The sequence below is a fragment of the Sutcliffiella sp. NPDC057660 genome, from assembly GCF_042800035.1.
Taxonomy (GTDB): domain Bacteria; phylum Bacillota; class Bacilli; order Bacillales; family Bacillaceae_I; genus Sutcliffiella_A.
The window spans coordinates 167648-190270 of the sequence record NZ_JBHVHV010000007.1; the positions used below are offsets into that span (position 1 = coordinate 167648).

The 22623-nt window shown below is 42.7% G+C and carries 25 protein-coding genes; 2 read left to right on the forward strand and 23 right to left on the reverse strand.

Annotated features, from left to right (window positions below; genetic code table 11):
- Window positions 1–10: 10 nt before the first annotated feature.
- The 13 genes from ACFVAD_RS09765 to ACFVAD_RS09825 form a co-directional block, all read right to left on the reverse strand.
- Entirely contained in the window at window positions 11–724 is a 714-nt protein-coding gene (locus ACFVAD_RS09765) for a demethylmenaquinone methyltransferase (protein WP_386638821.1), read from the reverse strand.
- A gap of 3 nt (window positions 725–727) precedes the next feature.
- A complete protein-coding gene (locus tag ACFVAD_RS09770) occupies window positions 728–1558 on the reverse strand; it encodes a heptaprenyl diphosphate synthase component 1 (protein ID WP_386638824.1) in 831 nt (276 codons plus the stop codon).
- A 321-nt stretch (window positions 1559–1879) separates the two neighbouring features.
- Complete coding sequence (gene mtrB, locus ACFVAD_RS09775) at window positions 1880–2101, reverse strand: trp RNA-binding attenuation protein MtrB (RefSeq protein ID WP_386638827.1); 222 nt, start codon at window positions 2099–2101, stop codon at window positions 1880–1882.
- Between the two features lie 589 nt (window positions 2102–2690).
- Complete coding sequence (gene folE, locus ACFVAD_RS09780; RefSeq protein ID WP_386638831.1) at window positions 2691–3257, reverse strand: GTP cyclohydrolase I FolE; 567 nt, start codon at window positions 3255–3257, stop codon at window positions 2691–2693.
- Window positions 3258–3393: 136 nt separating this feature from the next.
- On the reverse strand, window positions 3394–3666 hold the full coding sequence (gene hbs / locus ACFVAD_RS09785) for a non-specific DNA-binding protein Hbs (RefSeq protein WP_010193643.1): 273 nt from the start codon (window positions 3664–3666) through the stop codon (window positions 3394–3396).
- A 359-nt stretch (window positions 3667–4025) separates the two neighbouring features.
- Window positions 4026–5504 carry a stage IV sporulation protein A gene (gene spoIVA / locus ACFVAD_RS09790; RefSeq protein WP_386638835.1) on the reverse strand — a complete coding sequence of 493 codons (1479 nt, stop codon included), beginning with the start codon at window positions 5502–5504 and terminating at the stop codon, window positions 4026–4028.
- 234 nt (window positions 5505–5738) lie between these two features.
- Complete coding sequence (locus tag ACFVAD_RS09795; RefSeq protein ID WP_386638837.1) at window positions 5739–6476, reverse strand: hypothetical protein; 738 nt, start codon at window positions 6474–6476, stop codon at window positions 5739–5741.
- 42 nt (window positions 6477–6518) lie between these two features.
- Window positions 6519–6728, reverse strand: coding sequence for a DUF2768 domain-containing protein (locus ACFVAD_RS09800; RefSeq protein ID WP_386638840.1), 210 nt, complete (start codon window positions 6726–6728; stop codon window positions 6519–6521).
- A 441-nt stretch (window positions 6729–7169) separates the two neighbouring features.
- Window positions 7170–8210 (reverse strand): NAD(P)H-dependent glycerol-3-phosphate dehydrogenase, encoded by a 1041-nt coding sequence (locus ACFVAD_RS09805; RefSeq protein ID WP_386638843.1) that lies wholly within the window; start codon window positions 8208–8210, stop codon window positions 7170–7172.
- A gap of 18 nt (window positions 8211–8228) precedes the next feature.
- Complete coding sequence (gene der / locus ACFVAD_RS09810) at window positions 8229–9539, reverse strand: ribosome biogenesis GTPase Der (RefSeq protein ID WP_386638845.1); 1311 nt, start codon at window positions 9537–9539, stop codon at window positions 8229–8231.
- A 246-nt stretch (window positions 9540–9785) separates the two neighbouring features.
- Window positions 9786–9971 carry a capping complex subunit for YIEGIA gene (locus ACFVAD_RS09815; protein ID WP_386638848.1) on the reverse strand — a complete coding sequence of 62 codons (186 nt, stop codon included), beginning with the start codon at window positions 9969–9971 and terminating at the stop codon, window positions 9786–9788.
- A 1-nt stretch (window position 9972) separates the two neighbouring features.
- Window positions 9973–10857: a YIEGIA family protein gene (locus ACFVAD_RS09820; protein ID WP_386638850.1), complete on the reverse strand. Its 885-nt coding sequence runs from the start codon at window positions 10855–10857 to the stop codon at window positions 9973–9975.
- Window positions 10854–11459, reverse strand: a complete 606-nt coding sequence (locus tag ACFVAD_RS09825; protein WP_386638853.1) for a YphA family membrane protein — start codon at window positions 11457–11459, stop codon at window positions 10854–10856. The genes ACFVAD_RS09820 and ACFVAD_RS09825 overlap by 4 nt, the downstream gene beginning before the upstream one ends.
- A gap of 128 nt (window positions 11460–11587) precedes the next feature.
- Here ACFVAD_RS09825 and ACFVAD_RS09830 point away from each other — a divergent pair, with 128 nt between their 5' ends.
- On the forward strand, window positions 11588–11719 hold the full coding sequence (locus ACFVAD_RS09830) for a YpzI family protein (RefSeq protein WP_386638856.1): 132 nt from the start codon (window positions 11588–11590) through the stop codon (window positions 11717–11719).
- Window positions 11720–11793: 74 nt separating this feature from the next.
- Here ACFVAD_RS09830 and fni read toward each other — a convergent pair whose 3' ends face one another.
- The 9 genes from fni to prsW form a co-directional block, all read right to left on the reverse strand.
- A complete protein-coding gene (gene fni, locus ACFVAD_RS09835) occupies window positions 11794–12843 on the reverse strand; it encodes a type 2 isopentenyl-diphosphate Delta-isomerase (RefSeq protein WP_386638859.1) in 1050 nt (349 codons plus the stop codon).
- A gap of 18 nt (window positions 12844–12861) precedes the next feature.
- Window positions 12862–14004 carry a 30S ribosomal protein S1 gene (gene rpsA / locus ACFVAD_RS09840; RefSeq protein WP_386638862.1) on the reverse strand — a complete coding sequence of 381 codons (1143 nt, stop codon included), beginning with the start codon at window positions 14002–14004 and terminating at the stop codon, window positions 12862–12864.
- Window positions 14005–14300: 296 nt separating this feature from the next.
- Window positions 14301–14882: a lysophospholipid acyltransferase family protein gene (locus ACFVAD_RS09845; RefSeq protein ID WP_386638865.1), complete on the reverse strand. Its 582-nt coding sequence runs from the start codon at window positions 14880–14882 to the stop codon at window positions 14301–14303.
- Entirely contained in the window at window positions 14879–15571 is a 693-nt protein-coding gene (gene cmk, locus ACFVAD_RS09850) for a (d)CMP kinase (protein ID WP_386638868.1), read from the reverse strand. The genes ACFVAD_RS09845 and cmk overlap by 4 nt, the downstream gene beginning before the upstream one ends.
- A gap of 157 nt (window positions 15572–15728) precedes the next feature.
- Window positions 15729–15911: a YpfB family protein gene (locus ACFVAD_RS09855; protein WP_386638871.1), complete on the reverse strand. Its 183-nt coding sequence runs from the start codon at window positions 15909–15911 to the stop codon at window positions 15729–15731.
- 67 nt (window positions 15912–15978) lie between these two features.
- Entirely contained in the window at window positions 15979–16629 is a 651-nt protein-coding gene (locus ACFVAD_RS09860; RefSeq protein WP_386638874.1) for a flagellar brake protein, read from the reverse strand.
- A gap of 122 nt (window positions 16630–16751) precedes the next feature.
- Window positions 16752–18092, reverse strand: a complete 1341-nt coding sequence (gene ypeB / locus ACFVAD_RS09865; RefSeq protein ID WP_386638877.1) for a germination protein YpeB — start codon at window positions 18090–18092, stop codon at window positions 16752–16754.
- A 15-nt stretch (window positions 18093–18107) separates the two neighbouring features.
- The gene (gene sleB / locus ACFVAD_RS09870; protein ID WP_386639094.1) at window positions 18108–19088 is read right to left on the reverse strand and encodes a spore cortex-lytic enzyme; all 981 of its coding nucleotides are present in this window, start codon (window positions 19086–19088) and stop codon (window positions 18108–18110) included.
- Window positions 19089–19283: 195 nt separating this feature from the next.
- The gene (gene prsW / locus ACFVAD_RS09875) at window positions 19284–19934 is read right to left on the reverse strand and encodes a glutamic-type intramembrane protease PrsW (protein WP_386638880.1); all 651 of its coding nucleotides are present in this window, start codon (window positions 19932–19934) and stop codon (window positions 19284–19286) included.
- Window positions 19935–20046: 112 nt separating this feature from the next.
- Between prsW and ACFVAD_RS09880 the strand changes: the two genes are divergently transcribed.
- Window positions 20047–21018 carry an asparaginase gene (locus tag ACFVAD_RS09880; protein ID WP_386638883.1) on the forward strand — a complete coding sequence of 324 codons (972 nt, stop codon included), beginning with the start codon at window positions 20047–20049 and terminating at the stop codon, window positions 21016–21018.
- 559 nt (window positions 21019–21577) lie between these two features.
- Here ACFVAD_RS09880 and ACFVAD_RS09885 read toward each other — a convergent pair.
- Window positions 21578–22546: a YpdA family putative bacillithiol disulfide reductase gene (locus ACFVAD_RS09885; RefSeq protein ID WP_386638886.1), complete on the reverse strand. Its 969-nt coding sequence runs from the start codon at window positions 22544–22546 to the stop codon at window positions 21578–21580.
- Window positions 22547–22623: the final 77 nt, after the last annotated feature.

The following is a 22623-nucleotide window of genomic DNA, read 5'->3' on the forward strand; positions in this document are numbered from 1 at the left end:
CCTTTACAAACTATTTTCTAGGTTTAACTCCTAAATGCATGGCAGCAACTCCACCAGTATAAGCCTTCACTTGTACAGGCTGGAAACCTACTTTTTCATACATTGCTTTTAATTCCTTCATCCCGGGAAAATCCTTTGCAGATTCATGAAGCCAAGCGTATTCATTATAGCTTTTTGCAAAGATCTTACCAAGCATCGGCATGACATATTGGAAGTATAGGAAGTACATTTGCCTAAAGCCGATAAGAGTCGGTTGGGAGGTCTCCAAACAGACCACTTTTCCTCCAGGCTTCACCACACGATACATTTCCTTCAGCACTTGAAAATAATCCGGAACATTTCGAAGCCCAAACCCGATTGTCACATAATCAAAGCTGTTATCTTCGAAAGGGAGTGCCATCGCATTTCCGTGGATGAGTTCAATGTTTTGCAGGGAAAGGTTCTTCACCTTCTCCTTTCCGATTGAAAGCATGTTTTCACTGAAATCCAGTCCGACTACCTTTCCTGTGCTTCCTACGGCTTCTGCCATGGAAATGGTCCAGTCCCCCGTACCACAGCAAACATCCAGGGCAGTTGCCCCTTTTTGGACGTCCATTCTTTTCATGGTATCTTTTCGCCATGCAACATGACGCTGGAAGCTGATGACGGAATTCATCTTGTCATAGTTTTTATAGATTTTTTCAAAAACTCCATGCACTCTTTCCTCTTTTGATGGATGCTGCATTATTTACCCTTCTTCCACAAACTTTTTTGTTGAAAACGGTACCTCATAAAACAACTCCTGGATCCGGTTTTGTAAAAGGAGATTCATGTTCGGGATGGATCCTGCCAGTTGATCGATCGTTTTCTTTACATGTTCAATATAACGGTCTATCAGATAAAGAATATAGGTTTCCTGTTCTTTCGATGTATCTGACTTTTCAAGTTGACTCTTGGAAAAAGCTATTCTTTTCATCATATCAAAAAAATGAGAGGACTTTTCCATGCAGTACTTTTTGCGCTCCGCGATTAAGCGCTTTAATAAAAGAAAATTGACACTCAGTTCCTTGAACATGGCATCGGAAAAATATTGGGAAACGGATTGAATGAGGGATGACTCAATTTTTGCAAGACTATCCATCAACATTTCCATTCCATCAAACTCTTTTTGGTAATACGCGATTTTATGTTCATTGATTTGTTTGATTGAGCTCGCAAGGAGTTTAATCATGGTGATATCGTCCACTTTAGCAAGCAATTGATAATGAAGGCCACTGTAATAGTCCCCTGCGAGTACGGTGAGCTGCCTGTTTTTTGCGGTATCCATTTTCAAGTGATCCATTTTTGCATTCGTTACCAAATCGTGGGTATCAAGGGCGATTTGCACCAGCATGGTGGAAAGGATGTATTTTTCTTTTTTCTCAACTGGTAATGAGATGGATTCCAAAGCCGAATAGAGGAGAAGAAGCTTATCCTCATCAATAACGGGATATTCTATATGTTTCGATAAGTATGGATGTGTAATCAATTTATGTAACTGCTCTTTAATTTCTGATATATGTAATTGAATATTACTCACTAAAGACCACCCTTGTTCCCTTTTCTTACGGATAAGAAAAAATTAACTTATGTAGTTGAATAGCAGCTTGTTAACGGTACTCCGCAGCAAGCCGGATTACGCTTTCTTTCAACTTACACTTTCTTTGAATAGACAAAGCTAATTATAGCACATTAGTGAGGCATAATGTCGATAATGAACTATCTTTCTTTTAGTTTAACCTGTTTTGTGCAGTCGAAACGTAAAGTTGGATTGGGATGCAAAATAGAAGAAAAGCAGAAAGATGAATCTCTTCTGCTCTTGGCTTCTATCAAGGGGGCTCGGCGCCCTCTGTTTTTCTTATTATTCCGTGTCCATTTCCCCATGAGCGGACTGGATAAGTGCTTTTCCTCTTATTTTGATTGCAGAGGTATGCTCGGTGAATTGGGCGATCATCACTTCACCTTTGTCGAGTTTTTCAGAATGGTGAAAACGCGTGTCCGTTCCACGTGTCAGTCCAATTACACTTACACCGTCTTCCTTTGCTTTAATGACGATAAAATCATTTGGATGTGTCTGGCTCATTCGAACCCTCCTCATTATCTTGGCTGTTTTCGCATTCATTGTTGCTAATTTGATAAAATGTACCCATCAAATGTAGCCCGTTGATTTCCGCTGCGGACACAAGATTCGCCGGGGACGGATGGGAGCCTCCTCGGCTTCGCCTGTGGGGTCTCCCATGCCCTCTACTCTCCCGCAGGAGTCAAGTGTCCTCCGCTACAATCAACTAAGTTTTTCAACATTATTTGCTCCGCTGAAATGAAAAGTTGAGACAAAGTCCAATTTCCCAAACTTTAGAAGGCAAATATTATACTATGAGTCACCCCTGTTGGTTGGAGTGCAAGGCGTGAGACTCCTTGAAAATGCAAGCATTTTCTGCGTGCGATGTATCGCTGCCGAAGCCTTCCTTGTCCTGCGGAAGCAGCGTGTCAAGGGAGACCCCACAGGCGCAAAGCGCCGAGGAGGCTCCCGAGGCCGCCCACGATCGCTGCCGCCTGGAACGGAGACCAACAGGGTGTTTATTGTTCACATTTTATCTTTAGTCCAGCTCCCTATGCTTAAAGCAACCATCTTTACGAAAAAAGCTTATCTTTATAATATAGGATATTCTTCTTTACCCTTTAATGAAGGACAGAACTTCCGCTCTTGCAGCAGGATCTTTTTCAAGTACTCCGCGAACTGCAGAAGTAATCGTAAGGGCGCCAGGCTTTTTCACACCACGCATGGTCATGCACATATGCTCAGCCTCTACGACTACCATGACACCATGCGGATCAAGTGATTCGACGATGGAGTCCGCGATCGTAGATGTGATTCGTTCCTGCAACTGTGGACGTTTTGCAACTGCCTCCACCGCTCTTGCAAGCTTGCTTAATCCCGTTACCTTTCCACCTTTAGGAATATAGGCTACATGCGCTTTTCCGAAGAAAGGCACCAAGTGATGCTCACACATCGAGAAGAAGGAGATATCTTTTACTAGAACAAGTTCTTCATGAGCTTCGCCAAATACTGTTTTAAAATGTTCTTTCGGATCCTCATTCAGACCTGAGAAAACTTCCGTATACATTTTTGCCACACGTTTTGGTGTATCCAATAGACCTTCACGATTTGGATCTTCTCCAATCGCTTCTAATATTAAACGAACGGCTTGTTCAATTTGTGCTGTATTTACTTGTGTCATTTCTCTTTTCCTCCCACTTATCATACAAATAGCTGTAATGTGATTCTAGCATAAGTTTTTTTATAAAAGCAAAAAGAAAGAGGCGCAAACACATGCGCCTCTTACTGATGACAATCATTTGATATGTAGCTGTTAATTATTTAACAGCATCTTTTAAAGCTTTACCAGGTTTGAAAGCTGGTACTTTGCTAGCAGCGATTTCAATCTCTTCCCCAGTTTGTGGGTTGCGACCTTTACGCGCAGCGCGTTCACGTACTTCAAAGTTACCAAAACCGATTAATTGAACTTTGTCACCGTTTTTCAGTGCATCTAAAATTGTATCGAAAACAGCATCAACTGCTTTAGTAGCGTCCTTTTTGGAAAGTTCACTTGCTTCAGCAACTGCATTGATCAAATCTGTCTTGTTCATGCCATTCACCTCCTCCCAAAGGGAGTTTAATCACTATAATAGACCAAGATGCTGATTAGGTCTAGTAAAAGCCTAGTACTAACATTTCTTCACAGTTTTCAATCATTCTATACATCATTATGCTGTAAATCTTGTAACAAGGCTTATATTACCCCATTAATCACTAGATTTCAACAAATTTCTCTTTAAAAAGCGATTTTTATAGGAATTATTCGCCAATTAAGAGAAGATTTTCTGTTAGTAGATTAACATATGAAAATGCACTAGGCAAGGGATTTCCGTTACAAAAATAAAAAACAGCTCACCATTTGTGTAACGTACCACCTTTTGGGAGCTGTTAAACCTGTTCGACATATTTTTTATAGGATAATCGCGATCAAACCACCGGAGCCTTCGTTGATGATTCGCTCGAGCGTTTCTTTCAGCTTATATCTCGCATTTTCAGGCATCAAGGAGATTTTCGCATGGATCCCTTCGCGAACAATGGAACTGAGGGAACGGCCGAAGATGTCTGAATTCCAGATGGAAAGCGGATCATCCTCAAAGTCCTGCATGAGGTAGCGCACCAGTTCCTCACTTTGTTTTTCCGTACCGATGATTGGTGCAAACTCAGACTCCACATCCACCTTGATCATATGAATGGAAGGGGCTACCGCCTTGAGTCTTACTCCAAATCGGGAACCTTGACGGATGATTTCCGGCTCCTCGAGGCTCATATCGCTCAAGGCAGGAGAGGCAATACCATAGCCGGTTTGCTTTACCATCCTCAAAGCGTCAGAAACTTGATCATACTCCGCCTTTGCATAGGCAAAATCCTGCATCAATTGCAGAAGGTGATCCTTCCCTCTGATCTCGACACCCACTACCTCTTTTAAAATATGGTCATACAGGTCATCTGGAGCATAGAGGTCGATCTCGGCGACCCCCTGCCCCATTTCGATTCCCGCAAGCCCGGCACGATCAATGAACTCATACTCGCTGAATTGGCCGACAACCCGGTCAACGTCACGAAGGCGTTTAATATCCTTGACTGTATCCTTAACAGCCTCCTGGTAGCTTTCACGCAGCCAGTGGTTCTCTTTGAGCACCATCACCCAGCTTGGAAGATTGACGTTCACTTCCAGTACCGGGAACTCAAATAGTGCTTCCCTTAGTACATTGAAGACATCAGACTCCCTCATACTCTCCACGCTCATGGCGATGACAGGGATATCATACTTCTCACAAAGTTCTCTTTTTAATGCTTCCGTCTCTGGATGGTAAGGCTGTACGGTATTGATAACCATGATGAATGGCTTACCAACTTCCTTCAGCTCTTCCACCACACGCTCCTCCGCTTCGATATAATCTCTGCGTGGAATTTCACCGATGCTACCATCCGTTGCAATGACGACACCGATTGTGGAATGCTCCTGAATCACCTTTCTCGTGCCGATTTCGGCCGCTTCATGGAAAGGAATTGGCTCCTCATACCATGGAGTGTTGATCATTCTTGGACCATTTTCATCTTCATACCCTTTTGCACCAGGTACCGTATAACCGACACAATCAACCAGGCGAATATTCACATCAAGGCCTTCATCCACCCTCACCTTTACCGCCTGGTTAGGTACGAACTTCGGCTCTGTTGTCATGATTGTTTTTCCTGCTGCACTTTGCGGAAGCTCATCCTGTGCCCGAGCTTTATCCGACTCATTACCGATATTCGGCAGAACCACTAACTCCATGAACCGTTTGATGAACGTTGATTTCCCTGTACGAACAGCGCCTACGACCCCTAAATATATATCGCCGCCAGTCCGTTCAGCGATATCTTTGAAAATATCTACTTTTTCCAAGTGATTCCCTCCCGACATTTATCTTGGGATATTCATTTTCTAGTAAGAATAGAATCTATGACACTATATGTGTATGATGTTGTCCTAATTAAATATGACTACTTTTAGAAAATTAAATCCCTCTCAACTGTATTTTTATTTAAAGATTGTCAGCTATGATCAAAGAAGGGGTTCTGTGCTTGGAATAACAAAAAACCCTTCTTTAGAATGTATTCTCTAAAAAAGGGTTCATGACTAATTATTATCAGATTTTGTAATCACAGGCTCTTTATTTTCGTCCAATGTATACGGTAGGGAAAATGCAGGGACAAAAACGGAGTTATCGACCAATATCTCCCTGATATCCTCACCTTCTTTGAAATGATGGTCATGCTTTTGAAGGAAATCATACAGATCCATGGAGTAGTCTACTTTGATTTCTCCATTTTCATCTAAAATAAACGGCAGATTTTTACCGGAATAAGGACTTTCGGCATGCGGCTCCTCAGAGAACCCAAGCTTGTCCCAATCCACACGGAACGCAGAATCGCTGATGACTTCCTTTACAGGGGGGTAACCGCCATTTGAGCTTTTATAAATGGAAATACGCACATTCAGATCACGGATCTTCTCAGAAATTCTAAGGTCGATCAGCTTCACAGTCGGGTTCTCCTCGACGTCAACCAGGACATAGAGGTAAACCCCACCGTTTTCATACGCTGTTCCGGGTGGCTCCTGCATATACTTTGGTGATAGTTTATTGAAATCTATCGGATACTTCTGATAGATCGGCGTTTCCATATCCCTGTCCTTTATCGGAAGTAGCCCACCGCTTGCCTCGCGATATTGATTGACCGCAGATTGAACGGCTGCAAGCTGATCCTCATAGGGAACCTGATTTTGCGTCAAACGGTCCTGGGGATACAAACAACCTGTCAGCAGCAACATCATCGCTGCCATTCCTGCTAGGAGGAGGAACTTATTTAACGGCATGAATTTTTCCACCTTTATCACAATTTTCTATAACCTGTGCATTTAGGCACTTTCAGGTACTGGTCCACTGAACACAACATAAAAGATGATAAGTCCAGCAACTATGATCAACAGAAAAGCAATTGTATTCAAAATAATCCGGATTACATTATTTTTAACTTTAAATCTAGTGAAGTATACAGTAAGTACGGATATGACCATAAAGCCCATCGCAACAAACGAAATCCACATTTTCATCAATGCAGGTGACATTCTCATCTCTCCTTTTCCGTCAAATATTATAGCATAATATAAACATGAAAAAAACTCCAATTGCTTTCCTTGACCTGCTTGTCCAAGCAAACGGGTCACAAAACGGACAAAAACTTATTGGGGACACGGGACCTGTCCCCACAAAAAAAGCTGAAGTAAAAGGGGCTGTTTTACTTCAGCAACATGTAATAGACTAAATAATCCAATCCCACAGCTCAACCAGTGATATCCTCATTCACATCATATGCGGCGCCATGCAAACATGCATCGCCAAATGCCTATTTATCGCAAATAAAGCATGTAAAAATTATGGATTAGTATGGATTAACGAAAGCACCCTCCCATCAATTCTTCTTTATACACTATGCAAGGAGCCCAATTGGGTGTTCATTTTCAAAAAATTTTCTTCGCTTGAAATGTTACAAAAAAAGCTCCTCTTCCTTAAGAAGAGAAGCGATCTCCAAGCAATTGGGACAGATCATCAAGCTCGGTGGTTTTGTTGCGGCTCATCAATTCATCCACTGCATCTTTCGGATCCACACCATCGAATAGCACGTGGTAGAGAGCGGAGGTGAGCGGCATTTTCACCTGCAGCTTCTGGGACAGCTGGTAGGCCGCTTTCGTCGTCCGGACACCCTCGACTACCATTCCCATGTTTTCGAGAACTTCATCGAGCTTCATGCCTTTACCAAGCATATTTCCTGCACGCCAGTTTCTGCTATGCACACTCGTACACGTTACAATCAAATCTCCCATTCCGGTCAACCCGAGGAAAGTTAACGGATTTGCACCCAAACAGCTTCCCAGACGCGCAATTTCCGCGAGTCCCCGTGTAATAAGGGCTGCTTTCGCGTTATCGCCATACCCGAGACCATCGGTAATACCTGCTGCCAGGGCGATAATATTCTTCAAAGATCCGCCTATCTCCACCCCGACCACATCCGTGTTGGTATAAACTCGGAAATGTTGGTTGATGAAGAGGTCCTGCACCTTTTCCGCGGCAATCAAATTGGAGGACGCAGCCGTAACAGTAGTAGGCTGCCTTAAACTTACCTCTTCTGCATGACTAGGGCCGGATAGTACCACAACCGCTTCCCTCACGTTTTCAGGAAGCTCCTCCTCAATGACCTCAGAGACACGAAGATGCGTATCAGGTTCAATTCCTTTACTCACATGCACAAACAGATGGGGAGAGCCCAGGTACTGCTTGACCTGCTGACATACCTCTCTCATCGCTTTAGTAGGAACTGCCAGCACAATGGCATCTACACCTGATACAGCTTGCTCCATCGAGGTGTAACCGACAATCCCCTCTGACAGAGTAATGTTTTTCAAATACTTATTGTTAGTGTGGGTGGAATTTATCTCATCAATCTGCTCTTTTTTATGACCCCAAAGACGTACTTCGTGATCATTGTCTGCCAACACCAACGCCAGTGCGGTGCCCCAGCTTCCGGCACCAAGAACTGCTACCTTTTTCACGAACTCACTCCCTCTCCATTACTTACGTGGACGTGCAATAAGTCTAATAGGGGTTCCTTCAAATCCGAACGCATCTCGAATACGGTTTTCCAAGAAACGCTTGTAAGAGAAATGCATCAATTCCGGATCATTTACAAAGATGACAAATGTCGGCGGTTTGATAGCCACTTGAGTCGCATAGTAGATTTTCAATCTTTGCCCTTTATCAGTCGGTGTAGGATTCATCGCAACTGCATCCATGATGACATCGTTCAGGACGGTTGTCACAACACGCATTGCATGGTTCTCACTTGCCAGATCAATTTTCGGGATCAGTGTATGCACACGCTTCTTCGTTTTTGCAGAAAGGAAAACAATTGGAGCATAGTCCAGGAATAAGAAATGGTCTCTTATTTTCTGTTCAAATTCCTTCATTGTCTTGTCGTCTTTTTCCACAGCGTCCCACTTGTTCACTACAATTACGATGGCACGTCCCGCTTCATGGGCATAGCCTGCGATTTTCTTATCCTGCTCGATGATTCCTTCTTCGCCGTCTATTACAACTAGAACTACGTCCGAGCGTTCAATTGCACGCAATGCACGTAATACACTATATTTTTCGGTAGTCTCGTACACTTTCCCTTTTTTTCTCATACCAGCAGTATCAATGATCACGTATTCCTTGCCATCGTACTTGTATGGTGTATCAATGGCATCACGGGTAGTACCGGCAATATTACTGACAATCACTCGCTCTTCGCCTAAAAGGGCGTTCACAAGAGAAGATTTCCCGACATTCGGACGCCCGATAAGAGAGAACTTGATGGTATCATCATCATATTCCTCTTCCTGCTTGTTAGGGAAATTGGCAATGACCAGATCCAACAGATCTCCAAGTCCCAATCCATGGGAACCTGAAATTGGGATCGGCTCTCCAAAGCCTAATGCGTAAAAGTCATATAATGTATCTCTCATATCCGGATTATCCACTTTATTTACCGCTACAACGACCGGCTTTTTGGAGCGGTAGAGGATTTTCGCCACCTCTTCATCCGCTGTTGTCAATCCTTCACGGCCATTTGTCAAGAAAATGATGACATCAGCCTCATCAATGGCGATTTCTGCCTGCTCACGAATCTGCGTCATAAATGGCGCGTCACTGATTTCTATTCCACCAGTATCAATTAGATTAAAGTATTGGTTTAACCATTCTCCTGAGCTATAGATTCGGTCTCTAGTTACACCAGGAATATCTTCTACAATGGAGATTCTTTCTCCTACAATACGATTAAATATGGTCGACTTCCCGACATTCGGTCTTCCGACAATCGCAACGGTTGGTTTTGGCATCTTGACCACCCTCCCAATTTTCTAAATATTTATGTAAAAATTCTCTATCAAGTTGATGAAGAAACTCTACTTTTTCGCTTTTCCCATATCCTTTAGTCTTTACCTATTCTGAAAAAGATAAGACAAAAAGGTTAAACATTAATAAAAGAAACCCTCCTGAAGCCGGAAGGGTCTAACTAGAATAGTTTAACATTATTGATTCCAATAAGGAAGTCTGACTTTTTCCACACTCATCATCCCGGGAGTCTAATGCTTCACAATGATATATAGCTCCTCACCCAATCCATGGGCGATTCCATCCAGGATTGCTTCAAGGTTTGCTGCGACAAACTCCATTTCTTCTTTCGTATCACATGTGAATACAGGAGCGCCACCTGCTATTTTGGCAGAGTTTGTAGTAATGACCGCTAAAATATATTTTTCCATTTCCATGTTATTTTACCTTCTCTTTGATTTTTTCCGCCGGCATCCTTATTGCGTTCTCCAAGGTAGGAACCTGCCCCAATATCGAAAGTGCAATTTCGAGGTCCTGTTCCTGTGGCAGCACAAAAACCCCTACGCGTCCGTCATTGAGATCCCTTTTGGCGAGGGGGACCAAAGCCGGAGTTCCGGAATCACGGTAGACTCCGAGAGCGGTCGACATATCATGAAGAATCGCCTGCCTTTGTCCAAGATTGGCAATGGTGCTTCTTGCATTAAAATTTTTCGGTGTCAGAATAAAACCCATTCCATACTGAAGGACTTCCTTTTGCCTATCCGGTAAACCAATATTCATGATATAGATGTTGTCCACGTAGAGCCCAGCATCCTTGAAATGCGGTTTAACGTATTCAATTTCTACGATGTCCTTGATCTGTCCCCCTGTCATCAGCCGGTGGGAAATGAGCATCGCAGAAATACCCACTACAAGCCCCACCCAGAAGTTTCCTACAAGATAAGCTAATGTAGCCAAAAACGATGTGATGATCACCAAATAATTTCTTCCTTCAAAAGCGATTGCAATTCCCTCTATGTATGTACTGCCTCTCGGTACAAGCTCATAGCCATCCAGTTCCGTCAGCGTGTTTCTTTCCATATTACGCACATCGCGAAATTGGGATGCAGCAAGAGCGAGGAACGTAATGGCGGCAAATTCCTCTTCCATGATAGCAGGAACGGCAATCGTACCAAGTCCCGCCGCAATGAAAGCAAGCGACAGGTGAATCACCTTTCCATGCAAGTACGTCGGATATTGCCTATAATCCGTTTTTAGCATGTATATCCTTGTGACGAGGCCTATTATAACCCCAAATAGTATAGGGTAAGTGTATTCGTTCATCCTTGTTTCTCCTTTACACGCTTTTGTATGAAGCCATCCAGATAAACAGTGACGGTTTCAAAAAATACCCAGACTGATAATCCTGAAACCGTTAATGAAAAAACGTCCAGAAATTCAAAGGCTCCTATGATGGAATAACGAAAGACGGAATGCAACACAAATATGCTGAGAAGCTCCCCCATCAACAGCCCTGTCAAAAGAAAAACATACCTCTCGCTTTTTGATTTGAAAAGCAATAATGCCAAATACAAGAGAATGATGGAAAGCATCCAAGTTCTATGGAAAATAATCCAAACCGGATCATAAATCTCAAACAGTTTAAAGCACACATAGGCAAGTGCAACTGTGCATATGGAAAAATAATGAAGCAAAAAATGCTTCTTCAGCACTTTGACAAGCAAAATGATTGCCATAATCGCAAGAACGATAAAGGAAACGCTTACTTGAAAATCCACAACTGGAATAAATGTATTAGAGCCTATAATTATCAATAAAAGAAGTGCAGACAAAAGAAACCTCTGTTGACTCTTCGCAAAAAAGAAGGTCACAATGATCCAGCCGACCCACGATAGAAAATAAAAATATAACCCTTCCGATACCATGCCATTTCCCTCCCATCACACCATACATTATGGGTAAAAAAACAGAAAGCTAGTCACGGTCCTTCGTATCTTTTTTCAAAAGAAGCAAATAATAAGTCAGATAATCATTTTTCGTTGAGGTGATAAGAATGGGAAAAGATAGACAGGAGAAGAAATTGAAAGCTCAGAAGCGAACAGAGTCAGACCGTGATCAGTCTTTGAAATATCCCGGTGCAACAAAGCTTGAAGGTCCGGAAGAGGCAAGAGAGCGTAATAGATAAGCAAACAAAAAGCAGCGGTTCTCCTGATGGAGCCGCTGCTTTTTGTATATATGTACTAAATGCCACCATGAATCTCACCGATTACTGTATCTGCTCGTATCCACGCCGCGCTGGGTCAGCCAATGGTAGGTTTCTCCGCGTAGAACCAATTGTACGCGCTTAAGATCTTCAATAGTAGAAGCTCCCACAGCAGTCATGAGCATTTTAAGATCTTCATGCACATTAGCAATCAATCGACATAAAGCTTCCTGTCCCTCATCCAAATAGACACGAAGAAAATACCCTGCAATCCCAACAGCTGATGCCCCGAGTGCAATTGCTTTTGCGATATCAAGGGCACTTTGTATACCACCAGAGCCTATGATTGTTGCTTCCGGCACAAAGTGACTCACTTCTGCTATGGAGGATGTCGTGGAAATTCCCCAGTCGTCAAAGAAGGTGAGACGATTTTCCCGACGTTCGTTCTCTATTCTGGAGAAATTTGTCCCCCCGAAGCCGCCGACATCAATAATGGATACTCCTGCATCCGAAAGCTTACGAGCCGCTTCTCTGCTCATGCCAAAACCTGTTTCTTTCACAATGATTGGCACATCAATCGAAGAAGCTATTTTCTCTATTCTTTTGAGGGCACCAGTAAAGTCTCGATCACCTTCTGGCATTACAAGTTCCTGAATCACATTCAAATGGATTTGCAGCGCGTCAGCAGCAAGCATGTCGACGGCTTGAACCGCTTGCTCGACTGTCGCTTCACTTCCTAGGTTTGCAAAGATTATTCCGTCTGGATTTTCTGTACGTACTATTTCATACGTAACCCTTTCATCCATGTCCTTGATTGCAGACATTTGCGAACCGACTGCCAAAGCAAGCTTGCATTCCCTTGCAACTCCAGCAAGCCCTTTGTTGATTTCCAGGGTCTCTGCCCCGCCTCCACCAGTCATTGCATTGATAAAAATAGGCGAACTTAAAGCAAGTTCGCCTATTTTTGTATTCAATTGAACAGATGAAACACTGGAGTCCGGCAAGTTTTGATGAACGAACATAACATCCTCAAAACCATGTTGTCTTAGTTGACCTGTTGATAAAGCATGCTTGATATGGTCCATTTTCCTTTTTGCTCTGCTCACCGTTTATCACCTATAAAATTATTTTTTAAGTTTTTTCAATTTGTCGCCAATCAAATCCCCAAGCTGGAAACCGCCGGATTCGTCGGAATGGCTGTATTGGCTATAGTCCTCTTCCTGTTCAGGCTCTTCCAATTCTCGGATGCTTAAGGAAATTCGTTGTTCGTTGACATTGATGTCCAAAACCTTTACCTGGACCTTTTCCCCTTCGGAAAGCACTTCATGTGGAGTTCCGATATGCTTGTTGGAGATTTGGGAAATATGAACCAGCCCTTCCACACCTGGAAGAACTTCAACGAATGCTCCGAATGAAACCAGGCGTTTTACGACACCTTCTGTAACGCTGCCGGTTGAAAGCTTTTCAGTAACCTGACTCCAAGGGCCCGGAAGAGTTTCTTTAATGGAAAGGGAGATTCTTTCATTGTCACGATCGACAGAAAGTACCTTCACCTGCACCTTTTGCCCTTCCGCAACCACCTCGGAAGGCTTTGTTACATGCTCATAGGAAAGCTGGGAAATATGAACCAGTCCGTCCACTCCACCGATATCAACAAATGCACCGAAATCGGTAATGCGTTGTACAGTACCTTCAAGTACTTGGCCAGTCTCAATGGAATCGAGCACCTGATGCTTTTTATTTTTCATTTCTTCCTCTACGACAGCTCTATGGGAAAGAATTACACGATTTTTCTCTTTTTCCAATTCAACCACTTTGAAGGTCAGCGTTTTCCCTTTATAATCGGAGAAATCGTCTACAAAATGATTTTCCACCAAGGAAGCAGGTACAAAGCCGCGAACACCAAGGTCTACTACCAAGCCGCCTTTTACAACGTCTTTGATTTCCGCTTCAAATACCTCTTTGGATTCAAATTTCTTTTGGAGATCCTCCCATGCCAAATCTGCGTCTACCGCTTTTTTGGATAGGACCAAAAGCTCATCCTCCACTTTTGTCACTTTAAGCTGAAGCTCTTGCCCTTCCGCCACAACATCTGTAGCCTTTTCTACATGAAGGCTTGACAGCTCACTGATTGGAATGATCCCATCCAGTTTGCTTCCTTCTATAGAAACCAGAACCTGCTTTTCTTCCACTTTAGTAACAGTTCCAGTCACTTTGGTACCAACCTCTAAATTTTTCACTTCTACTTGATTCATGTCTTCTACCATATTATTACCTCCTCTATACAAACCAACTATTCCATTATTTATGTAAGTAACGGTAGCCGTTACGTATATATGAAAGCGACCGGACAAACTTCCAAGCACTATCATATGGACTTAAACAAAGTTGCATGTTTCGTGTAATAATTCATAAATGGATAATATTCCATCTATTGTTAAACAGACAGAGTGAAGCTTTGATGAAAAAAATAGCTATTTTTATGCAAAATTCATCAAATATTTTAACTTCTTTCTATTAACTTCTAATAAATAGGACATTTTGTCAAGTCAAAACTCTTAAACTATTTATTTTTTTCTAAAAGTTCCTTGATGGAATTCATGATGATAAGGGTAGCTTCTTCCGCGGAGACTTTCTCCTTGCGATATTCTGCAAAATCAATCGGCTTGCCATAAACAACCTTTAATGGCTGAAACGCCTTGTATGGTCCGATGATGGCACATGGCACAACCACAGCCTCACTTCTTAATGCGAAAAATCCGGCACCTGCCAATCCCTTCTGCAGTTCACCTGTCTTGCTTCTGGTTCCTTCAGGAAAAAGCCCCAGAAGATGTCCTTCCTTCAAAACCTTTATTGCAGTCCGTAGTGCTTCGCGATCACTCATTCCCCTTTTAACTGGAAATGCGTGCAATTTTGGTAAAATGGTCTTTAGGATCGGTACGCGGAAAACTTCTTCTTTTGCCATGAAATGGACGGTCCTAGGGGAAGTTATACCTACTACCGGAGGATCAAGATTATCTATATGGTTGGAACATAGCAGAACCGGTCCATCTTTCGGAATATTCTCTTCGCCCACCACTTTTATTCGATACAATGGCTTTAAAGCAACACTTACGATAAATCTAGCAAATGAGTAAAAGGTCATGCTTTGTAGATCCTTTCCGTATCATTGACAATGTCCATAATTTTTTCCACAACTTGTTCGATGGATAGGGACGTTGTATCTATTTCTTTTGCATCATCCGCTTTGACAAGTGGAGCAAACTCTCTTTCCGAATCCAGTTTATCACGTCGTGCAATCTCTTCTTTCAGTTTTTCCAAATCGGATTCAAAACCTTTTGCAAGGTTCTCTGCGTGTCTTCTTCTTGCACGCTCATCCACAGAGGCCAACAGGAATACTTTTACTTCTGCATGAGGTAATACATGTGTCCCGATGTCGCGTCCATCCATTACTACTCCGCCTCTTTGTGCGAGGATGCGCTGTCGTTCCACCATCTCTTCCCTGACAGCTTTATGCTTGGCAACAATGGAAACGGAGTTGGTCACATTGTGTGTCCGTATATCCTCCGTTACATTTTCGTTATTAATGAATACATGCTGCTCATGTTTGGCAGCCGCACGCAGATCGATATCCATCTTTCCAACTAAGCTTTGCAGCGCTTCTTCATCCTCAAGGTCAATATCATGGCGAAGAGCCTGAAAAGTTACTGCCCGGTACATTGCACCTGTATCAATATAGATGTAGCCCAATTTCCCTGCTACGATTTTTGCCACAGTACTCTTCCCCGCTGCAGCCGGTCCGTCGATTGCTACTGATAAATAATGATTGTTCATAATTCCTCCTGCTACCGAACAACATTTGAAGAACCGGGAATTGTAAAGACCCAATCTTCCATCGCTCGTATGTACTGATCTTTTTTCTGCCTTATAATGAAAAAAGCAGGTCTCCCCTGCAGATTTCAGACGTATTTTCTTCATTATTTTATCATAATCATCTATTTTGGTCGAATGTTTCTATATGCTCCATGATCTCCATTCCATCTACCCCTTCATACTGAACAACCTTTGTCAAGAAAGGGGAAACCTCCGTGTAGAGTATCAATGCTTGAGCTACCACAAGACAAAACAGTTGAATGATAAGAAGTTTTACGATAATGCCTTCAAACCTTTTCATTTTATCTCACCACATTTTCTCAGGCGTTTCTACTTATTATGTCTGAAAAAAGTGGTAAATATTCTCATCAGTGTGTTTTTCTCATTAATAGTTGCTGCTCAAAACAATATTTGATGATCACTTGCCTTTCATGCTCTTTGATATGATCGAACTGTAGTGAAGCTCTCTTTCGTCCATTTTTCCCATCCACAATACGGATTACCTTACTTTTAAGTTTCAGATAATAGATCTCCCCATTGTTCAGATGGATGACGAAATTCGTCTGGATGGTATCAGATTCAGGAATTGTTGCTTCCTGGGGCAATATAATGGAACTGCCACCTGCACTTATATCATGTGTAACAGTGGTAAAGGGTTGAAACTCGGCAGAATCTGGATGTACAGCTACGTCTACACTGCTCTCGACACGAACATATTCTCTTCTCTGTATTTTGATTAGCTGTTCGTGTCCAGGATAGGATAGCTGAATCATCGGAATGGACTGCTTTATTCTCCCCATGACTTCACTGTCAAAATGATACGCAAGCCCTTCATCCGTCACAAATGAGACGTTCAGCTGCGTGCCATTTAATATGTATGTAGTTTTTCCATTCTTGATGTGTACTGGATAGTCAACGTAAAATTCATTTTCCTTCACTTCTTGAACCTTACATCGGTACCTTTCCACTCCTTCATCATTTTGCATATGAAGAGTTAATATTACCCCTGTCTTCAACAAAAAATTGCCCCCTAACTTTCGTGCTTGTCTCTCTTTTTCCAAGCTCCCTAGTTACTATAATTAAACCATGTAAACAAAAAAAGGAAAAGCCGAATTTTAGCTTTTCCATAACGATTTTCCAATTATAAATCATATAATTCTTCAGCATTTTTCAGTTTTTCCACTTTTTCTTCCCTACCATTTTCGGCATTAATGAAGATCTGATAAGTATCTTCATTAATGGTTCCAAGGAATTCATAGCATAGGACTTCCTCACCAGTATCATTATTGATGACTGCTAAGCGATCCTCCATGATCATCACATTTTCATTGATTCTATCCGTTGCTTCTTCGTAGGTGATTCCAGGTTCAGGAATTTCACGGAGATGGTGGGCCATCAGATAGTCTTTAGCTGAAAACCCGACAATCTCTCCAGTGTCGAGGCTTACCTTCATTTTAATCGCATCCGGGTAGATCCTCACCCCATCCAGATTGGAAACAAAAGTGAAAACCCCCAGCTTATTGTACTCCACGCTTTCATAGAGATCCAGGCTTTCAAACTTGTTCTGCTTCAGGAAGTTTCGGGCTTTTTCTGTTGCTTCATTCAGGCTGATGTTCTTTTGCTTTGCTTCTTTGTTTTGCACAATGTAAATGGGCGTGCCACCTTTTTTGGCTACATCCATGTACGTATCCACCTGGTTTTTATCCACGATCTTCAGGCTATAGAATCCTACTTTGGACCCTTCACCGTTTTCGGTAATCGTAATCTTTTCATCACCTTCAAGCTCCAGGTAACGGTCAGCAACCTGTTTGGCTTCTTCTTTTGTTATTGTCTTCCCAGAAAGTCTGCTGAAGCTCTCATCCTTTTTGTTCATGGATGTAAAGGTCGGACCGAAATCTGTTTCCTCGTACCCCTCCACATTCTTCTCCACAGTTTTGAATCCATCAATAATCCCATTATCCTGCGGCTGGTCTTTTGCTGATAATGCAAGTTCCACATCCATCCAGCGCAAGTTTTGATTCATGACCATGCTTTGCACTTTTCTCAGCTCTGACTTGATTTCACCTGATTTTTGATAAAGTGTCTGCAAGGAATCAAACTCATCTTTTGATAAAGGTTTCTTATCCAGGTCACGTATAGCAACCTGATACGTGTAATCCCCGATATTCGTCAGGAACTCCTCTGTCTTGTTAAAGGGAAGTAAGGTTAATGGCAACTGTCCCACATCATTTTGAGCTTCAGATGTTATTCTCCAAACCTCTGCAAAGGATGGAGACAATTGCTCCCTTGAACTCATGGCGAGCGTTGTTCCAATTTTGTCATGTAACAGGTCCACATGGTATACAAGGTCATGAAAGGCACGCTGATAGTTATTTTCCGCATTAATGAGGACTGCGTTTTTTTCCTGATGCTCCTGATAACCCCAATACCCTGTTCCTGCAACAGCTACTGCTAAAACAGCGATAATGATAAGTCTCAACATAATTTTCCACCCTCTTTATTCACAGAAAATGTGTTTTCCGATTCTTTTTATTTGCGGACGCCCCCAAATCCAGCCGCTTGTTGCTGTATCCGGGTTGAAGTAATAGGTTGCACCCTCTGTAGGGTCCATTCCATTGATGGCATCGATGACCGCTCTTTTGGCAGTATCATTTGGTGTGAGCCAGATTTGGCCATCCGCCACAGCTGTAAATGCAAGCGGCTCAAAGATTACCCCTGAAACCGTATTTGGAAATGTCGGGCTGTTAATTCGATTCAAGATTACTGCTGCAACAGCAATCTGGCCTTCATAAGGCTCGCCACGCGCTTCCCCGTAAACGGCATTGGCCATCAATTGAATATCGTTTTCAGAATACCCTCCTGGCATATTGGTTGCCGTCTGCTTTTCTTCCTCAGGCTCTTCTGGAGCAGGAGCCGGTTTTGCTGGTTCCTCTTGTTGTGGTGCTGGTTTCGCTGGCTGTTTTCCTGGTGCTGGTTTTGCCGGCGCCTGCTGTAGTGGTGCTGGTTTTTCTTGCTCCTGTTGTGGCGCTGGCTGCTTTTGCTGATATTGCACCTTCTTCTGTTGCCACTGTGAAGTTGCCCCCTGCTTTGCTTTTTCCATAGTTGTTGCGGAAGGTTCCACCTGATACTTCAATTCCATGCCGCCATAATGAGTGAATCTTTTCCCGCTATTAATCTGTTGATGAACCCAATCCTTGTAAAACTTGGTTGATTTATTGAGCATTTCCTTCGTTTTGGGACCTACCAGTCCATCTACATCATCTAATCCAAATTCCTGTTGGAAGTTTTTAACTGCCCAGTATGTAGTCCAGCCGTAAACCCCATCAATCTTAGCTTGGTAATATCCATTGTATTGAAGGCGTGCTTGAAGCTCGACCACATCATTCCCGGTAGCACCCTTTTGAATGATCTGTTCGGAAAAGGCACTTACTTTGGACTGATTTATCGAAAATAGCATACAGGTGCTGATAAGGAACATACATGAAATTATTAGTAACCGCTTCACCTTACATTTCCTCCTTTGTCTTCTTTAAACAATTGTTACAAGTATTTTCTGTAGATGTTGGCATTTTATACAGATTCCGTCTAATAAAAGACGCATTCCAAAATATGGAGAGCCGATTACCAGGCATTTATAACAAAAAAAGCCTATAAGGAATGTTTTCCTTGTAGGCTAAACCAATGCAGTATTTGCGAGTTTTACTTTTCGTAATCCTAACCACCATAAAAAGATCATAAAGGGAACCATATAGAATCCCCAGTGCTTTTGCGAGAGAATAATCATGTCATATGTACCATGAAGCAAGAATGGAACAAATAAAGAAAGACTCAAGCATATTCTATGTTTCTTCTGTTCCATGGAAAATTTACCTTTTCCAAGATAGTAGCCCATGATGACTCCAAACAATGCATGGCTTGATACAGGAAGTACCGCTCTCCCAATGGCAAGCTCCACCCCATTTGCGATGAGAAACAAAATATTCTCGGCAGTGGCAAATCCCAGTGACACTGCTACTCCGTATACAATACCATCGTAGTGCTCATCAAAGTTAACATTCCGATAGACCAGATAGATCAAAATGAACCATTTGAAGAATTCCTCCAACAGCCCGGACATAAAAAAAGCCTTTATTAAATTGGAGTTCACACCCATCTCCAATTGAATCACGTATTGTATGAACATTAGCGGGAACACAAGCAGTGCCCCGAACACGAATATCTTGAACACATAGGATATCGGTTCTTTCTGAAAAGTATCCCGTAAATAAAAATATGACAACAACGCCAAGCCGGGAGCAATTCCGGCGGATACAACGCCCAGCATAAATAAGCCTCGTTTCCATCTGTTTTTTTTTATCGTATCATGTTATCGTAATTAATGGAATGATACATCCAGTTTTTTTGGAATTGTTTGTATATTAATGAGGTGAAAATAGATGAAGAAAAAGATTTTACTCATTCACACAGGTGGAACGATTTCCATGTCAGAAAACGAACAGGGAGAAGTCTCTCCCGGAGAAAAAAATCCACTATCCGCAACACCCATCATCACAGATCCTAATTTGATTATTGATAGTCATGAACTTTTCAATCTGCCTTCTCCCCACATGACACCGCACCATATGTGGGAGCTATCCACTTTCATCGATGCCCAGGTGACAGAGAACTCCTATGAAGGGATCGTCATTACCCACGGCACAGATACATTGGAGGAAACAGCGTTTTTCCTTGATCTGACCGTACAGACAAAAGTGCCGATTGTCCTGACAGGGGCGATGCGTTCAAGCAATGAGATCGGCTCTGATGGACCATACAATCTTCTCTCTTCTGTGAAAGTCGCAGCTAGCACTGAAGCTAAAAACAAAGGGGTACTGGTTGTACTGAACGATGAGATACACACTGCCAAGAACGTTACAAAAACGCATACAAGCAATATTGCCACTTTCCAGAGTCCGCAATACGGGCCAATTGGTATTGTCACAAAGCGCGGAGCTTCCTTCCACCATTCTCCGGTCGCAGAAGACAAGTATGCGATCAAGGATGTAACGAAAAAGGTGATGCTGCTGAAAGCCTATGCCGGAATGGATTCCGCCATTTTCTCTCTTATGAAAGATATGGGGGTTGACGGAGTGGTGATTGAAGCCCTTGGACAAGGCAACCTCCCTCCTACCACTTTGGCAGGGTTAAAAGAACTGACTGATGCAAAAATCCCTGTCGTCCTCGTTTCCCGCTGCTTTAACGGAATCGTGCAGGACATCTATGGCTACGATGGTGGAGGACGCCAGTTAAAGCAACTTGGAGTCATTTTCTCTAATGGCTTGAACGGTCAGAAGGCACGAATCAAATTACTTGTGGCAATGGAAGAAACGAAGGATTCCCAAGAGTTGCAAAGATTGTTTTTAAGATAAACCTAAAGCTTCCTGCACTGCACCGTTAAAGGGGTCTTTATCCGCGTGATGATGGACCTTTTGCCTGCCAGGCACCACGAAAACGTCCTTCATTCGCTTGATGATGGACCTTTTGCCTGCCAGGCACCTTAAAAAGGTCCTTCATCCGCTTGATGATGGACCTTTTACACGTCCGGCTCCACGAAAACGTCCTTCATTCGCTTGATGATGGACATTTTGCCTGCCCGACACCATGAAAAGGTTCATCATTCACTGGATGATGGACCTTTTGCCTGCCTGACACCTTAAAAACGTCCTTCATTCGCTTGATGATGGACCTTTTGCACGTCCGGCTCCACGAAAACGTCCTTCATTCGCTTGATGATGGACATTTTGCACGTCCGGCTCCACGAAAACGTCCTTCATTCACTGGATGATGGACATTTTGCCTGCCCGGCACCACGAAAACGTCCTTCATCCAATTCAACCTTTCTTTTCTCGCCCCTCCATACAACATCAATGAAAATAGAGCAGCCGTCCGACAGACAACACGGTGTCTACGCGGACGGCTCCTTATATATCACATTTTATTCTTTAAACACTCTGCAATTTGCCCCCCATGGAAACGGCCATTTTCAATGAATATTTCATTTGCATTGTTACCAGCAGCAATTACACCAGCAATGAAAATGCCTTCCACATTCGTTTCCATCGTATCAGGATTGAATGCCGGTCGGCCTGACTCCTGGTCAATTTCCACACCCATTTTGGTCAGAAAATGGTGATCTGGGTGATAGCCAATCATCGCAAAGACATAATCATTTCTGATTGTTTCTTCTTTCCCATCACGTGTTGCATAGGTTACCGTATCTTCGTTTATCTTTGTTACATCTGCATCAAATACCATCTTGATGGTACCGTTTCTGACGAGTGCATCAAACTCAGGCAGTATCCATGGCTTCACACTTGGGGAGTAGCTGGAACCCCTGTACACAACTGTCACGTGTGCATCCGCCTTTACCAACTCCAAGGCAGCATCCACACTAGAATTTTTCCCGCCAATTACAGTGACATGCTTATTAAAATAAGGATGTCCTTCTTTGAAATAGTGGGATACCTTTTCCAGATCCGCACCTGGGATCGCTAATTTATTATGATTATCATAATAACCTGTTGCAACCACAACATATTTTGTCAAATAAGTTTCTTTAGAGGTTTTTACAAGGAACGTACCGTCTTCCTGCTTATGGACCGACTCCACTTTTTCAAACGCATTTATCTCAACCTTTTTCCTTTTCACCACTTCGCGGTAGTAGGTCAACGCTTGAATTCTGACAGGTTTCCTGTTCTCTGTAATAAATGGAACATCCCCAATCTCCAACTTTTCACTTGAGCTGAAAAAGGTCTGGTGAGTTGGGTAATGATAAATGGCGTTGACGATATTTCCTTTTTCTAGCACAAGTGGGGAGAGCCCGATATTCTGCAAGGCAATTGCTGCCGATATACCACAAGGTCCTCCACCTACAATGATGGCTTCTCTATTAATCACAGTTGCTTCAACTCCGTACACATTATTAATAGGACATGAAAAAATCCCCTATCACTAATGATAGGGGATTGTAAGAT

Excerpts from the sequence above, each read along its gene's own strand:
- ACFVAD_RS09765 (WP_386638821.1), bottom strand. The coding sequence starts at position 724 with ATGCAGCATCCATCAAAAGAGGAAAGAGTGCATGGAGTTTTTGAAAAA.
- mtrB (WP_386638827.1), bottom strand. The coding sequence starts at position 2,101 with ATGAGCCAGACACATCCAAATGATTTTATCGTCATTAAAGCAAAGGAA.
- rpsA (WP_386638862.1), bottom strand. The coding sequence starts at position 14,004 with ATGGTAGAAGACATGAATCAAGTAGAAGTGAAAAATTTAGAGGTTGGT.
- ACFVAD_RS09820 (WP_386638850.1), bottom strand. The coding sequence starts at position 10,857 with ATGAACGAATACACTTACCCTATACTATTTGGGGTTATAATAGGCCTC.
- ACFVAD_RS09855 (WP_386638871.1), bottom strand. The coding sequence starts at position 15,911 with ATGAAAAGGTTTGAAGGCATTATCGTAAAACTTCTTATCATTCAACTG.
- prsW (WP_386638880.1), bottom strand. The coding sequence starts at position 19,934 with ATGCTGGGCGTTGTATCCGCCGGAATTGCTCCCGGCTTGGCGTTGTTG.
- sleB (WP_386639094.1), bottom strand. The coding sequence starts at position 19,088 with ATGTTCCTTATCAGCACCTGTATGCTATTTTCGATAAATCAGTCCAAA.
- ACFVAD_RS09825 (WP_386638853.1), bottom strand. The coding sequence starts at position 11,459 with ATGGTATCGGAAGGGTTATATTTTTATTTTCTATCGTGGGTCGGCTGG.
- der (WP_386638845.1), bottom strand. The coding sequence starts at position 9,539 with ATGCCAAAACCAACCGTTGCGATTGTCGGAAGACCGAATGTCGGGAAG.
- ACFVAD_RS09830 (WP_386638856.1), top strand. The coding sequence starts at position 11,588 with ATGGGAAAAGATAGACAGGAGAAGAAATTGAAAGCTCAGAAGCGAACA.
- ACFVAD_RS09845 (WP_386638865.1), bottom strand. The coding sequence starts at position 14,882 with ATGACCTTTTACTCATTTGCTAGATTTATCGTAAGTGTTGCTTTAAAG.
- cmk (WP_386638868.1), bottom strand. The coding sequence starts at position 15,571 with ATGAACAATCATTATTTATCAGTAGCAATCGACGGACCGGCTGCAGCG.
- ACFVAD_RS09795 (WP_386638837.1), bottom strand. The coding sequence starts at position 6,476 with ATGCCGTTAAATAAGTTCCTCCTCCTAGCAGGAATGGCAGCGATGATG.
- hbs (WP_010193643.1), bottom strand. The coding sequence starts at position 3,666 with ATGAACAAGACAGATTTGATCAATGCAGTTGCTGAAGCAAGTGAACTT.
- ACFVAD_RS09815 (WP_386638848.1), bottom strand. The coding sequence starts at position 9,971 with ATGGAAATGGAAAAATATATTTTAGCGGTCATTACTACAAACTCTGCC.
- folE (WP_386638831.1), bottom strand. The coding sequence starts at position 3,257 with ATGACACAAGTAAATACAGCACAAATTGAACAAGCCGTTCGTTTAATA.
- ACFVAD_RS09800 (WP_386638840.1), bottom strand. The coding sequence starts at position 6,728 with ATGTCACCTGCATTGATGAAAATGTGGATTTCGTTTGTTGCGATGGGC.
- ACFVAD_RS09880 (WP_386638883.1), top strand. The coding sequence starts at position 20,047 with ATGAAGAAAAAGATTTTACTCATTCACACAGGTGGAACGATTTCCATG.
- ypeB (WP_386638877.1), bottom strand. The coding sequence starts at position 18,092 with ATGTTGAGACTTATCATTATCGCTGTTTTAGCAGTAGCTGTTGCAGGA.